The following is a 13670-nucleotide window of genomic DNA, read 5'->3' on the forward strand; positions in this document are numbered from 1 at the left end:
ACAGCCCGCGTTTTCATGACTGCCATGGGTGTCTTGTGTACAACTTGCACCGCGGTGCCATGGTTGTCACCGTTGAATACCGCAAAGGTGACACCGATGGCGCACCATTTAGTCGTCCCTGATTTATTCATTCCCCTGCCCCAGCCATTTCCAGCCGATCTACCAGCGCCCATGAGCCGCCGCTTTGAAGCCCATCGGCGCGCCGCTGCCCCCATAGCCGCTTGAGCGCCGCAAATCCCGAACCCCGGCGCAGGCACAAAAAAAGGCTGCCCAAGAAGGCAACGCCCTTCTGGGCGATCATGCGCAGCAGCCATTTGATGTTGTAGCCCGCCGCACACAGCACCGCATGCAGCCGATCGCCCAGCTCGCCCTTCAAGTGACACCGCCCCATGCCGTGGTCTTGCTTGAGGTGGCCGATGATCGGCTCGATGGCTTGGCGTCGTTTGAGCAGTTCTCGCTCTGCTTGCGTGAGCCGCTTGGACTTGCCCCGATGCACGATGCGCACATCCGGATTGTCGGCATCCACACCCCGGTAGCCCAGATCCACCACTGCGGTGCTGGGCTTGCTGCCCGTGTCTTGCATCAAAATGGCGGCTTGCTCCAGTTGGGGCGCCAGCGTGTGGCCATCGTAGGGGTTGCCATGGAAGGCCTTGGCGCCCACGATCAGGTTGTGTTGCGCCGTGCTGGCAATGCCCACCTTGACACCAAACTCGTAGGGCTGGCGGCTCTTGCCCTTGTTGATGCAAGACACTTCTGGAGCGTGCAAGCTGTAGAGCTTGGGTTTGCCGTCCTTGGATTTTTTCTGGCCGCTTTGCTCGACGATCTGTGCCGCGCGCTCCAGCATGGTCTGCAAGGCCTGCTGCACTGCGCTGGAGACGGCGTTCAGGGTGGTGGCCGCCTTGCGCTGCACCTCGCGCTGTAGCCGTCCGACGATGGTGCGCTGGCGTTTGATGGTGTGCTTCATGCGGCGCCACTGCTTGGCGTGCGCATAGCGCCCGGCCTTGCACCCTAGGGCTTGGCCCTCTTTGGCGTAGGTCTGCTTGAGCTCGATCCCGGCTTGCTTGGCGACTTCAACCAACTTGACCAGCGCCGTCTCGAGCAGCTTGCTGTCGGTGGGGTGGGCAATGGCCTTGTGCTGCACCGTGCTGTCGACGATCACTTGTTCGAGCTCTTGGGGCTGGATCAGCTTGAGCGCCACGGCCACATTGACGGTTTGCGCCAGCAGTTCTTCTACGCCTTCGTCGCCCAAGAGTTGGCGAAACTTGACCAAGGTGCTGGCGTCACAGGGCCGACGGTGTTCAAAGTAGGCTTGTCCCGAGAAGAACTGCCAAGTCGGGGTCTCGCCCCAGCGCTCGACCACGCCTTCGTCAGATTCGTTGAAGGCGTGCTTGAGGTAGAGCAGCGCGATCATGATGCGCAGCGCCACCCGGGGGCGCCCGGCGTTGTTCTTGCGCGCCTGCGGCGCTGGCGCCTCGCCAAACAGATCGAGCTCGGGCATGGCCACACCGGCACGGGCTTTGCGCACGAACAGGTGCGCGACCGAGGCTTCAATCTGCTGCCACGGCATGCGCGAAGACAGCACCGCCAGCGGGTGGCGCAGATCGATCATGTGGTCGATACGTGAGCGGAAGAAATCGTCGGTGGCGGGGCAGGCGAACATGAAAAACTCCCAGAAATCAACGCATAGGCGAATCAAACTGGGGGAAATTTTACCAGAAAATGGCTGGTTTTGCAAGGTAAATCAAGGGGTTGGGGATTTTTCAGGGGCGACCATTTAGAAGAGAGTTTTTTAATACCAAGAAGCAAAAGACACGGCGCCCTCGCGGACCCGTTATCCACAGCGGAAGCGGGCGATCCAAGCTCGGTGCCGGGCCATGCGTGCAGCCTAGCAGGGCTGGTGCGCGAGCAGTTGCCCAGCATCGAGCAGCGCTTGCAATTTGGCTGGTACCGCCACCACTTGGCGGCAGATCTGGCCTGGGATTTGACAGGCCGGTTCAGCTCGAAGCTATCAAAAAGGCGCTGTGGCGCGCCAGAAAGGCCTGACCCCCTTCGGAGCCCGTGCAAAGCGTTCCTGAGCCCATCGTCGCTGCAATCAATGCCCGCACGTCACCCTTGGCAGCAAAGCCAAGCCGCATTTTTTTTGGACAACCGCAACGGCTTGGTGGTGGACGTTGAGAACACCCACGGCAAAGGCACGGCAGAGCGCCAAGCGGCGCTCAAGATGCTGGGGCGCCAAAGGCGCCGTGGCCGCAAGCAGACCGTGGGCGCCGACAAAAACTACGACTGCAAGGCCTTCGTGCAGGGCTCCCGCAAGCTGGGCATCACGCCCCATGTGGCGGCCAAGGAGCAGCACTTGGCCATCGATGGGCGCACCAAGCGGCATGCGGGCTACCAAACCAGTCTGAAGGTGCGCAAGCGCATCGAAGAGGCCTTTGGCTGGATCAAGACCGTGGGTGGACTGGCCAGGACTAGGCTCAAGGGTCAGGCCAAGCTGGCTGGGCAGGCGCTGATGTGCTTTGCAACCTACAACCTAGTGCGCATGGGCACCATGGGTGGCTGGTGGGATGCGCATCATGCGTGATTCAAGGCCGAGGTGCGTCCAAAATGGACGCATTGGCATGAAACGGGCCTTGAAAGGTGCTGCAAAGGCTGGAAAGTACACTCTGCGGCGGCTGGCAAGCGACGCGGCAGGGGGCGGTGCGACTTTGGTGTGCACTTTTCAACGGCCTGCTAGATGGGCTTGCAAGAGCCTTGCAAAGGGTGTTTGTGAGCGCCGCCGGGCCTTCGCACGGCCCGTTGGGCGGGAAAAGTGCGAGAAATGCCTGTTTCGGACAGCGGTTGGGCGTGCATGAGGGGATGGCTCAATTGAGGTCACGGATTCAGGTACATTTAAGCCCTATACAACCATGAGGCAAATCGCCTGAACACGATGGCCACTCAACGTCTGAAAGTGAGGACCGCCACGATGACGCTGCGAGTTGAGCCGAAGCTCAAAGCGGCGGCAGAGGCGGCGGCAGAACGGGAGCACCGCGGCATCACCAGCCTGATTGAGGTGCTAATCCTCAATCATTGCCGCTCGCTCGGCCTCACCGCTGGACAAAACGGCAAGGAACAGCATCAATGACAAGAGAAAAACCGGCTGCAGCAAAGACCACGGAACTCAAGCGCGCGCTAGGGAAAAGCCCGACCGCACCCGTTTTGAGCGAGTATGACGGAGCAATCCGCTTTTATCGAGCCAATGAGAAACCCTATGGCGCATTCAGCAATCTCTACCCGCGGCCGATTGAGTTCGAAGGCCGCGTGTACCCCACTTCCGAACACGCATATCAAGCGGGCAAGGCAAGCAAGCCGGTCGTTCGTGAATGGATTCTCAGTGCCCCGACACCGTCACTTGCAGCCATGGCGGCGCACGGACTGTATGTTTGGGATGTAGTGCCGAACTGGGCGCAGATCAAGTTCGACCGAATGCGCGCCGTGTTGCGAGCTAAGTTCGAGCAGCATGCCGATCTGAAGGATTTGTTGCTTTCGACCGGTGATGCTCGCCTCGTTGAAGCTGGCACTGTCAATAACGCTGTGAATCGGTTATGGGGCGAAGTTGACGGAAAGGGCGAAAACACGCTTGGCGTCATGCTGATGGAGTTGAGGTCGGAATATGCGAAACCAAAAGTAAAGCGCGCGTCTCGGTCAGGTTCAGGCGCGCTCGCGACTGGCGAAAAGATGAAGTCGACCTCCAAGCGTTCAATGGTCATTGCATAAGTGACTGCACATTTCTTATGAGTGGTACTTTCTACGACGGCGAACTTGCGGAGCTCGACAACAGCTTCTCTGCCGCAATGTCGGCCAATATTGACTTGCTGAAGCTGGCGATCGCAAGCACGGCAGAGTCCAGTATCATCGGGGTCGGATCGGGCGGGTCTTTTACCGTCGCGTCGCTGCTGTGCAACCTGCATGAGTCGTACACGGGCCGGGTGTCGCGGCCTTCGACGCCTCTCGAGATTATTTGCAACCCTACACTCGCCGCTGCCAGTCCGGTCTTCATGATTTCGGCCGAGGGCAAGAATCCGGATATTGTCGAAGCGCTTGATCGCGCACGACGCCACAGTTCGCGAACTGTCCACGTGCTGACCAACCGGGCATCGAGCCCATTGATGGAGCACGTTCGCGAACTGCCCGAAGTCACCTCCCACGTGTTCGATCTAGCCAAGAAAGACGGGTACCTCGCGACCAACAGCCTCTTGATGGATGCTGTTGTGATTGCGCGCGCGTACGGTGCGCTGGACTCCGACGCGAACCAGTTTCCTGATTCGCTTGACGGGCTGCGTATCAGCAATCTGCCAATTTCCAAGTGGCTCGACGGTGTACGTGAGTTTGTGCGACAAGCGGTTCCTCGCAAAGGTCTTATCGTCGTTTTCTCTCCACTGCTCAAACCGGTTGCTGCAGACCTAGAATCCAAGCTTTCCGAATCGGCGCTTCTCTATTGCCAGCTCGCCGACCTTCGGTCGTTCGCACATGGCCGCCATCTTTGGCTTGCAGAGCGCCCCGAGGATTGCGCGATCCTCGCACTCGTTGAGCCCGGTTTGGAGCATCTTTGGGCCCGTATGCAGCAACTTCTGCCGGGTAATGTGCCCGTTTGCACGATGCCGCTTGCGGGCGCTAGGCCGCAGGACCTTCTTGCTGGCTTGGTGGCTCAGATGCAGCTCGTGTCGCTCATCGCTGCCGAGTTGAAGAAGGACCCTGCCAAGCCGAACGTGCCCTCATTCGGCCGCGAACTTTACTACGTAGACCTTCCCTCGTTCATCCTAGGACCGCAAGAGACTGGACGACGGGGCGAGCAGTCCAAGTATGAGGTTCTGGGCGCACGATGGCCTTCTATCGGTTCCAGCGGAGCGATGAGCCGGGCGCTGGAGCGCTTCGAGTCGGCGCTGGCACAGCAAGCATTCCACTCTGTCGTGTTCGATTACGATGGTACGCTGTGCAGTTCGCAGCGCAAAGAGGCGCCGCCCATGGTTCCTATCGTTGACCAACTTACGCGCCTGTTGAATGCCGGTATTTTTGTTGGAATCGCTTCGGGACGTGGGGACTCGATCCAGCAGCATTTGCGCAACGTACTGCCGTCGAACCTCTGGCAGAGTGTACATCTAGGCTTGTACAACGGAGGCTGGATTGGCTTGCTCGGAGAAGACATTCAGAAGCAGGCCATCACCAACGAATTCCTTAGCCATGTGCGGCGCATTCTCGGACGTTTGGAGGGTCTTGGTGTGCCAATCGAGCGCGTTCGCGAGACCTATCCACACCAGATCAGTGTCCGCTTTAAAGAGGGCGCAGACGCCGAAAATATGTGGTTTGTCATTGCTGACTCGCTCCGTCAAGCTGGTCTCGATCCAACCACTGTCGTGCGCAGCAAGCATTCGGTCGACGTGTTGGCTGTGAACGTCAACAAATCGCACCTCGTTGCAAAGATCATCCAGGCGCGAAGTATCGATCCGTATCAAGTCGTGACCATGGGCGATCAAGGTGCTTGGCCCGGCAACGATTCGTCATTGCTCGAGCATCGGTATTCGCTGAGCGTTGACCAGCCGTCGCGTCGCCTGGACCGGGGGTGGAAACTGGCACCGCACCATAAACGCGATGTCGATGCCACGCTTTGGTATTTGGAGCGCGCAGAAATCGATGCTGCCAGTAGTTCATTCCGCTTCAAGCTCAGCGCATGACGGGAGAATAGAGGTCCAATGAAAGATGAAAATGCACAGCATTTGCTTGCCAAGGTCATGGGATGGCAGGACCAGGAGGTTGTTCTGGAGAACGTTCCTGTACTTCGCCTGCTAGCGGACTACAAGTACGACGGATATCAGCGGTTCGGCCCCGGTAAGCGGTTCGTCGAAAGCTTGGCTCTCTGGCTAAATCAGTTCGACATGCCAGACCGTGCGGCAGCGTTGGACTTCGTGCTCAAACGGCTCGTCTACGTGTCCGACGATGAACTTTCCCATCTGGTTCAGCATGCGTACCCCGATGTTATTGTTCAGGAGCGAATCCGTTTGGTTGCAGAGGAGAAGGGTATTCCGACCTACCGTGTGGGCGAAATATGTCGCAATCCGCGCTTCCAGGAGTTGCAGTTCAAGTCGCTCTATCTCGGGCTGAGTGATGGCGCGCGCACCAACGAATTGCGCCGTTTCAGCGACGGTGAAATCAGCAACGAGCAGATCTGGCAGGCTTATGAACTCGGCGAAGCCAAGGCCGATGACATGTTGGATGCGCTTGGCAAGGCATTGACCAAAGCACCGGCAAGTAAGCCTTTGGAGAACGACGAAATCTGGCGTTTATACGACGCCGGCGACAAGGCTGAGGCCAATCGCCTGCTCGACTCGCTGCGTGTGAAGCCTGCCTCCGGTGCCTGCCAGCAGCAGGCAAAGTTCACGTTGGTTTGGCTGATGGATGATTTTTCCGGGAGTGGAAATACCTACATTCGGTTCGATAACGAGAAGGGCAAGTTCAAGGGGAAGATCAAGAAAATCTACGAGCGCCTTCACCAGGGCGATCTGATCGATACCACGCACTACGAAGTTTTCCTGCTGTTATATGTCGCAACACGCCAAGCCATTGACCATATTGAGTACTGGTCGGAACGCTTCACGTCTGAAAACAACTACAAGCCCCTACAGGTGCGCGTACTGTGCGTCATCGAGCCAGAAGTTGGCCTGACGCAAGCGGTCCCGACTGAACTGCAGTCCATCCTGACCAATCCCAAGTACTACGACCCAGTAGCGTTTGACGAGCACATCGAAGTGGGCGGAACGACCACGGCACAGTTGGGCTTCGCGGGATGTGCCTTGCCGGTGGTGTTGTCACACAACACTCCAAATAATTCAGTTTACGTGCTGTGGGGTTCTGAAGCCCACGGTTTTCCAGGTCTTTTCCCACGCGTCAGCCGCCATAAGGAGTTCTGAGTGGCCTACCGCGCAAATCCCTTTCTAGAAAGAATGTCGGAACGAACGTCCGATCAGGAGTTTGTCCGGCTGTTCTCACCGAAGATCCTTGACCGACTTCACGAAGATGCGTTCAACGGGGCGGTGCACCTGTTTACCAGTCCTCCTGGTGGTGGCAAGACCACCCTCCTTCGCGCGTTTACGCCGACGGCATTGCGCGCCTTCTGGAATGCCCGTGCTGGACAGGATGAGGCGTACCAAAGGCTGTTGGGACGGCAGGTTTTACATGAGTCAGATGGCCCGCAACTTCTGGGAGTGTTGTTGTCGTGCGCATCGGGCTACGCCGACCTCCCGCCTGGCGCATCAATGACACAGGCGGGACTGTTTCGTGCGTTGTTGGATTGCCGCGTGGTGTTGAGAGCGCTCCGAAGCCTTTCCTCGCTGCTTGGCTATGGGTCTACAGATCAACTGGTCGATGTCCGTCTGGAGTACGACGATTTAGGTCGTGACTTGAAATCAATCCCTGTGGCCGAATCCGCAGTTGAACTGGTTCGTTGGGCGGAAGAACGAGAACGAGCGGTGTATGCGAAGCTTGATTCGCTGGTCGGTGAGGCTTCGGTGGATTTGCCCGTGCATGTCCGGTTCGAAAGTGTTCTTTGGCTGCAGTCTGTTCGTTTTCTTCGTGGTGACAAAGTCGTCGCTCCGCGCCGACTTTTGATGATCGATGACCTTCAGAAGCTTCGCAAGAGGCAGCGGTCGATGATGCTGGAAGAACTTGTGGAACTACGTCCTGCGGTCCCGGTGTGGCTGGCTGAGCGAAGCATCGCATTGGAGGATGCATTGATTTCCCAAGGGGCGCGCGAGGGGCGTGATCTCCGGCACTATCCAATGGAAGACCTGTGGGGCGGAAAGAGTGGCCAGCATCAGTTCACTACGTTCGCTCAAAGCATCCTAGATCGTCGCTTGGATGTGCAGCGTTCCATACCGGCGGGTGCGTTTTCACAGTACCTAGAGAATCAGCTCACTCCCGATGACCTGGGTGACCTGTTTACGAAGGCGGTACAGGTTTTTGAAAAGGAAACGGAGCGTCATAGGCAGAACATCCGGTACACGGATTGGCTCGCGCGCGCCAAGGAGGGGCAGAAGACAGTTTGCTTTGACAATTTGGTGGAGCTGTACGCCACGCGCATTCTGATTGCCCGATCCGAGGGACGAAGGCAACTCAGCCTCGAATTGGCGCCGCTACCAGCGGAGGAACTCGACGAACGTGACAGTAAAGTACTTGGTGCGGCAGAGATCTTTTGCCATGACGAACTGAGGCTGCCCTATTACTACGGTATCGAGCGTCTTTGTGCGTTGGCCAGCACCAACGTTGAGGAGCTTCTGGCAATTGCAGCAAGTCTGTACGAAGCCATGCAGGCCAAGCAAGTGCTCCGAAAGCAACCCGACCTTCGCTTGTCCCCGGCGGAACAGGAGCGGCGCATCAAGGAAACAGCGAAACGCAAGCGGGACTTCATTCCAAAAAGCCACACCGAGGGAAAGCGCGCTCAGAGTTTGTTGGACGCGATCGGGTTCTTTTGTCGGGACAAGACATTTCAAATCGCAGCGTCTTATGCACCTGGGGTCACTGGGATTCGCCTCAGTCAAAATGAGTTAAACAGGCTCCGTCGCGAGCAGACGAAGACGTCCGAACCCTATGCAATGCTGGCACGTGTGCTTTGGGAGTGCGTTGCCGAAAATCTGCTGATGACTCGGGACAGTGCGGCCAGCGCGTCAAGGGACGAGGGCACAGTCTTCTATTTGAACAGGTCCCTTTGTGCGCACCACGGTCTCCCTTTACAATACGGAGGTTGGCAAGACGTTTCGGTGGAAAACATGATCGGCTGGATGGATCGTTCGTCTGCGCCAATCAAGCGCCGATCGCTGGAGGTACTGCGATGACGCTGTGGAACCGTTACATCTTCCGACGCGGTGCGGAAGTTCAGGACATGTGGGACCAGATGTTCCGGCATCGGCGACTTGCCGACAAGGGCGTTCGGTTGCTGTATGTTGGTGGTCGTGGGTTTGATTTGCGAGCGCAGGTCGTTATGGACCGGTTCATCGGCAGCATCACTTCATCGGGATGCGAGGTAGAGAAAGCTGAGCTGTTGCTTGTCGGATTCAGTGGCTACCAGCTGAGCGAAGAGCTCAAGGATGAGACGGCCGCGAATGCGCAGGCTCTAGAGGCGAAGTTTGCAGCAATCGGTACTGCTCGAACCGTCATGATCGGATCAAGCGCTGAGGGTGAAGACGATCTCAGCGCCAGCAACGCTTTGCGGATGGGGACCGAAGAGGTGCTACGGGCCGTCACCGATCAGACTGACATCGTGCTCGATGTCAGTTCAATGCCCCGCATAGCCTATTTGTCGCTGATGCTTGCACTTTTGCAGCGTTTGGTGCCAAATCGCCATACTGCAGTTCCTCTGGCTGCATCGGGCATTAACCTGCAGATTCTGGTTGGGGAGGATGCCGACCTCGACAGCAAAATTCAGTCCGAAGATCCTAGCAACGAACTCGTGCTGATACCTGGATTTGCGAGCGCGCTGCAGACCGAAAGTACAAGTGACTGGCCTCTGGTTTGGTTTCCAGTTCTCGGCGAGAACCGAGTGTCGCAGCTGCAAAAGGTAATGGACGATCAAATTCCGGACTCGGCCGAAATTTGCCCAGTGCTCCCTCATCCGTCGCGGGACCCACGTCGAGGAGACCGACTGCTGATCGAATATAAGGTGCCGTTGTTTGACGCTCGTGAGACGCCCCTGACCAATGTTCTCTATGCCCACGAAAGCAATCCCTTCGAGGCCTATCGGCAACTGCTCGGGGCGATGAAGCGGTACAAGCGAAGCCTGAGTGTGATCGGAGGATGTCGCTTGGTGGTCACGCCGCTCGCGAGCAAACTAATCACCCTAGGTGCCGCGCTTGCGTGCTACGAAATGAAGCTCGACATTGTCAATGGTGCCTATGGTGTCGCAATTCCCTATGCAGAACCTAAACGCTATGACGTTTCGTCTGCCGCGTTGCGTGCATCCAAGCCTGATGTGTCGGCTATCGTTCTCACCGGTGAGGCCTACGCCTAGTCCACGACGGAGCATGCGGTTCGCGTCGGATGCGTAGACAACCCGAATTTGAAGGGGATCACCGTGTAGGGCGGCGCCTGTCAAGATACCTGAATCCGTGGACCTGCGGATCGAGTGCGGAAGGTGCCACTTCAAGAACTTCCAGCAGGTGCAGTTCAAAGTGGTCACTACGCTCACTGAGCTGGTTGCTTGAGCGGGTGTCTTGAAGGGATGTGGCCCAGGTGTGCCGAAGTTCTCGGTAAACCTGCGGTACACCTGTCAGTTCAGGCGAGCTTCGATCAGTTTCGCTAAGTTCTTGTCAGCCAACTACTTTCAGCTTTTCTAGGCTTCGCAGGGTTTCGATACACTTCCCTCTGCAAGCACCGCTCTACCGAAACTCATAAACCTTGCGCAGCAGCCTGATCAGGGTGTGGCGTTCCTCTGGCGTCAATTGGGTGACGGCTTCGGATTCCAGCGTTGACACCACTTGTTGGGTTTGCGCTTGCAGTTGCTCACCCGCTGCGGTGGCATACAGCCCTTGGGCGCGCCGGTCATTGGGGTGGGGCCGTTTTTCAATCAGCCCGCGCGCTTGCATCTGGCGGATCATGCCCACCAGGTTGGGCGGCAGAATGGCCAACATCGAACTGAGCTGTCGGGACGTGATGCCGGGGTTGTGGGTGATCAGCGTCAAGACCGAAAAATCGACCACCCGCAAGCCGTAAGGCGCCATGCGCTCCATGAACACCCCGATCACGGCCAAGGCCGCCCGACGGGCGTTGTAGCCGATCAGGCTTTCGAGAAAGGCGTTGTCGATGGCGGTGGGTATCTCCACCGGGGAAAGGCAGGTGGCTTCGGTGGACGCTTCAAGCACAGTGGACATAGGCCGGATGTTACCCCGAGGCAGCGCTCACTTGGGTGCTTTGGGTTTGATGATGTTTGGGGCTGCGTCGGCATGCAAGGCCTCCACCAGCGCCTCGCGCTGTTTGAGCACCATGCGTTGGTTGATCGAGCCCTTGTCGGTGATTTCACCCCGGTCGATGGATGGCGGCTCGGCCAACAACAGGGCGCGGGCGATGCGGGTAGCGCTGCCCGTGGCAGACTGGGCCAGTTGATCGACCAGTTGCTGGAAATGGCTGCGCACTGCGGGGTGGTTCAGCACGTCTGGCCAAGGCGCGTGGGGTGGCAAAGCGCTCAACGCCCTGACGTGCGGACTCGGGAAGATCAAGGCGCCCACTTCGCCACGGTTCAGGCCAGTGAGCACGACATCTTGCACATAAGGCGAGCCGGCGGCAATTACCTTGGCGCGCATCGGGCCGACGCTGACAAAGGTGCCGGTGCTGAGCTTGAAGTCTTCGGCGATGCGGCCATCGAAACGCAAGCCTTTGTGCACGTTGGCCGGGTCGATCCAGGCCACGGCGTCGCCGCTGCAAAAAAATCCTTCGTCGTCAAAAGCCTGTGCGGTGGCTTCGGGGCTGCGCCAATAGCCGGGGGTGATGTTCGGGCCTTTGTAGCGGATTTCGGTCTTGCCGTCGGTCTCGATCAGCTTGATTTCGAGCCCTGGGCCGGGCACCCCCAGATCGCCGGCTTGCACGTCGCTGCTGTTGACCGACAAGGCGAACGGCCCAGATTCCGTCATGCCCAAGCCCGTTCCCATGACGATGCGCTCCCCGATCTCCCGTTCCTGCACCGCGTGCAGGGCATCCCAGATGGGCTGCGAGAGCGCCGCAGCCGCGTAAAAGAACATGCGCACTTGGCTGAGCAGGTTCTGGCGCAGCACGGCATCGGTTTGCATGACCTCGGCGATCACTTCAAAGCCGGTGGGGACGTTGAAGTACACCGTAGGGGCTATCTCGCGCAGGTTGCGCAGCGTCTCGCCCATCAGCGCCGGCACGGGCTTGCCCTCGTCGATGTAGAGCGTGCCGCCGTTGTACAGCACCATGCCGAAGTTGTGGTTGCCGCCAAAGGTGTGGTTCCAGGGCAGCCAGTCAACCAGCACCAGCGGCTCCATGGCCAGCGGGGTCAAAAACTGACGCATCTGTTGCTGGTTGGCGCACCACATGCGCTGGGTGTTGATGACGGCCTTGGGCAGCTTGGTCGAGCCCGAGGTGAAGAGGAATTTGGCGATCGTGTCTGGTCCGACCTTGGCGTAGGCTGCGTCCACAGCAGCCGTGGGCTCGGTCGCCATGAGCCGATCGAAACGCATCCATTGGCCGTCTGCGCGCTGAAAGCGCCCCGGATGCGTCAGCACGATCGGGCAATCGGCCGGCACGGTGGCCCGCAGGGCGTCGGCATATCGGTCTCCGTCGCTGGCAAACACCAGGCCGGGCGTGAGCGTGGCCAGCACGTGTTTGAGTTTGCCGAAGTCGGTGCTGAGGGTCGAATAGGCCGGCGAAGTCGAGCAATAGGGGATACCAACGTACAGGCACGCCAAGGCAAGCAGTGCATGCTCCAGATCGTTTTCGCTCAGAATGACGACCGGGCGCTGCGCGCTCAGCTTGTGTTGCAGCAGCGCTTGCCCGATGCGGCGCGCACCCGCCAGCGCTTGCGCAAAAGTCAGGTGCTGCCAGTCGCCCAACGCCCCGTCGGGCAGGCGCTCGCGGCGGGCAAACAGGGTGCGATCGGGTGCCGTCTGCACCCAGTGTAGGAGTCGCTCGCCCATGGTGCGGGCGTAGGGCTGCAACTCGGCCTCGCTGCGCAGATAGCGCACGCCTTGGGCGCCTTCCCGCACCCGCACTTGGCTCACACCGAACGCCACCGCACGGTAACGCGGCTTGCTGGTGGGTGTGCTCATGATTTTTGCACTTTGCTGGCGCGTCCTTCGAGAAAAGCCCTGACCCGCTCTTTGGCTTCGGGTGCAGATTGGGCGATGGCCGCCATCAGGGCCTCGGTCATCAGGCCGTGGTCGGCGCTTTGCTCGGCAATTCGTGGCAGCACGTGGGTCAGGGCATAGTTGGTGGCCTGCGTGTTGAGGGCAATCTTTTCTGCCAGCTCCAGCGCCTTGTCCAAGGCTTGGCCAGCGGGCACCAGATACTGGGCAAAGCCCGCCCGCTCGCCTTCTTGGGCGTTGTAGACGCGGCCGGTCAGCATCATGTCGGTCATGCGCGCCACGCCGACCAGTCGCGGCACGCGCACCGATCCGCCACCACCGACAAAAATACCCCGCGAGCCCTCGGGCAGTGCGTAGAAGGCCGATTCATCGGCCACGCGGATGTGGGCCGCGCAGGCCAGTTCGAGCCCACCGCCCACAACGGCTCCGTGCAAGGCCGCGACCACCGGCACGCGGCCAAACTGCACCGCATCCAGCGCCTTGTGCCACATCCGGGAGTGGTGCATGCCCTCGACCGCGTTGCGCTCGCTCAGTTCGCTCAGGTCCAGCCCCGCGCTGAAATGGCTGCCGTCTCCCGCGATCACGGCCGCTTTGATGTCGGGGCCAAAGCCCTCGAAAGCCTGGCGCAAGCCCATCACCAGCCCATCGTTGATGGCGTTGCGCTTGGCCGCACGGGTGAGCCGCACGATGGCCACGGCGCCCCGCAGTTCCAGAGAGAGATCGGCAGAAAGGGCGGTGATTGACATGGGGTCTCCTTGCTTGAGCGATGAAATCTGGTTATAGTATATAAATAAAAATCGCCAATCACAACGGGCTCAAGGGTTATCC

General features: G+C 59.0%; 11 protein-coding genes. 7 read left to right on the forward strand and 4 right to left on the reverse strand.

Annotated elements, in window-relative coordinates; translation table 11 throughout:
• Nucleotides 1-127 precede the first annotated feature (127 nt).
• The gene (locus SMCB_RS03940) at nt 128-1660 is read right to left on the reverse strand and encodes an IS5 family transposase (RefSeq protein ID WP_338056286.1); all 1533 of its coding nucleotides are present in this window, start codon (nt 1658-1660) and stop codon (nt 128-130) included.
• A 237-nt stretch (nt 1661-1897) separates the two neighbouring features.
• Here SMCB_RS03940 and SMCB_RS13245 point away from each other — a divergent pair, with 237 nt between their 5' ends.
• The 7 genes from SMCB_RS13245 to SMCB_RS03975 all read left to right on the forward strand — a co-directional run bounded on the left by SMCB_RS13245 (nt 1898) and on the right by SMCB_RS03975 (nt 10036).
• The gene (locus SMCB_RS13245) at nt 1898-2581 is read left to right on the forward strand and encodes a transposase (RefSeq protein ID WP_338056287.1); all 684 of its coding nucleotides are present in this window, start codon (nt 1898-1900) and stop codon (nt 2579-2581) included.
• A 384-nt stretch (nt 2582-2965) separates the two neighbouring features.
• The gene (locus SMCB_RS03950) at nt 2966-3124 is read left to right on the forward strand and encodes a hypothetical protein (protein ID WP_231851241.1); all 159 of its coding nucleotides are present in this window, start codon (nt 2966-2968) and stop codon (nt 3122-3124) included.
• Entirely contained in the window at nt 3121-3756 is a 636-nt protein-coding gene (locus tag SMCB_RS03955) for an NADAR family protein (protein WP_082027215.1), read from the forward strand. The genes SMCB_RS03950 and SMCB_RS03955 overlap by 4 nt, the downstream gene beginning before the upstream one ends.
• 17 nt (nt 3757-3773) lie before the next feature.
• A complete protein-coding gene (locus SMCB_RS03960; protein ID WP_045535233.1) occupies nt 3774-5711 on the forward strand; it encodes an HAD hydrolase family protein in 1938 nt (645 codons plus the stop codon).
• Between the two features lie 18 nt (nt 5712-5729).
• On the forward strand, nt 5730-6944 hold the full coding sequence (locus SMCB_RS12110) for a phosphoribosyltransferase-like protein (RefSeq protein ID WP_052468405.1): 1215 nt from the start codon (nt 5730-5732) through the stop codon (nt 6942-6944).
• The gene (locus tag SMCB_RS12415; protein WP_082027216.1) at nt 6945-8864 is read left to right on the forward strand and encodes an ORC-CDC6 family AAA ATPase; all 1920 of its coding nucleotides are present in this window, start codon (nt 6945-6947) and stop codon (nt 8862-8864) included.
• The gene (locus tag SMCB_RS03975) at nt 8861-10036 is read left to right on the forward strand and encodes a hypothetical protein (RefSeq protein WP_045535237.1); all 1176 of its coding nucleotides are present in this window, start codon (nt 8861-8863) and stop codon (nt 10034-10036) included. Before SMCB_RS12415 ends, SMCB_RS03975 begins: the two co-directional genes overlap by 4 nt.
• Nucleotides 10037-10403: 367 nt before the next feature.
• Here SMCB_RS03975 and SMCB_RS03980 read toward each other — a convergent pair whose 3' ends face one another.
• From SMCB_RS03980 to SMCB_RS03990, 3 genes are all read right to left on the reverse strand, one after another.
• The gene (locus tag SMCB_RS03980; protein ID WP_231851242.1) at nt 10404-10847 is read right to left on the reverse strand and encodes a MarR family winged helix-turn-helix transcriptional regulator; all 444 of its coding nucleotides are present in this window, start codon (nt 10845-10847) and stop codon (nt 10404-10406) included.
• Between the two features lie 75 nt (nt 10848-10922).
• Nucleotides 10923-12806, reverse strand: a complete 1884-nt coding sequence (locus SMCB_RS03985) for a feruloyl-CoA synthase (protein ID WP_045535240.1) — start codon at nt 12804-12806, stop codon at nt 10923-10925.
• Nucleotides 12803-13588, reverse strand: coding sequence for a crotonase/enoyl-CoA hydratase family protein (locus SMCB_RS03990; protein WP_045535242.1), 786 nt, complete (start codon nt 13586-13588; stop codon nt 12803-12805). Before SMCB_RS03990 ends, SMCB_RS03985 begins: the two co-directional genes overlap by 4 nt.
• Nucleotides 13589-13670 lie beyond the last annotated feature (82 nt).

The sequence above is a fragment of the Serpentinimonas maccroryi genome (assembly GCF_000828915.1).
Classification (GTDB): domain Bacteria; phylum Pseudomonadota; class Gammaproteobacteria; order Burkholderiales; family Burkholderiaceae_C; genus Serpentinimonas; species Serpentinimonas maccroryi.

Coding starts and splice junctions, on each gene's coding strand:
- SMCB_RS03940 (WP_338056286.1), bottom strand. CDS start 1,660: ATGTTCGCCTGCCCCGCCACCGACGATTTCTTCCGCTCACGTATCGAC.
- SMCB_RS03950 (WP_231851241.1), top strand. CDS start 2,966: ATGACGCTGCGAGTTGAGCCGAAGCTCAAAGCGGCGGCAGAGGCGGCG.
- SMCB_RS03955 (WP_082027215.1), top strand. CDS start 3,121: ATGACAAGAGAAAAACCGGCTGCAGCAAAGACCACGGAACTCAAGCGC.
- SMCB_RS03960 (WP_045535233.1), top strand. CDS start 3,774: ATGAGTGGTACTTTCTACGACGGCGAACTTGCGGAGCTCGACAACAGC.
- SMCB_RS12110 (WP_052468405.1), top strand. CDS start 5,730: ATGAAAGATGAAAATGCACAGCATTTGCTTGCCAAGGTCATGGGATGG.
- SMCB_RS03975 (WP_045535237.1), top strand. CDS start 8,861: ATGACGCTGTGGAACCGTTACATCTTCCGACGCGGTGCGGAAGTTCAG.
- SMCB_RS03985 (WP_045535240.1), bottom strand. CDS start 12,806: ATGAGCACACCCACCAGCAAGCCGCGTTACCGTGCGGTGGCGTTCGGT.
- SMCB_RS03990 (WP_045535242.1), bottom strand. CDS start 13,588: ATGTCAATCACCGCCCTTTCTGCCGATCTCTCTCTGGAACTGCGGGGC.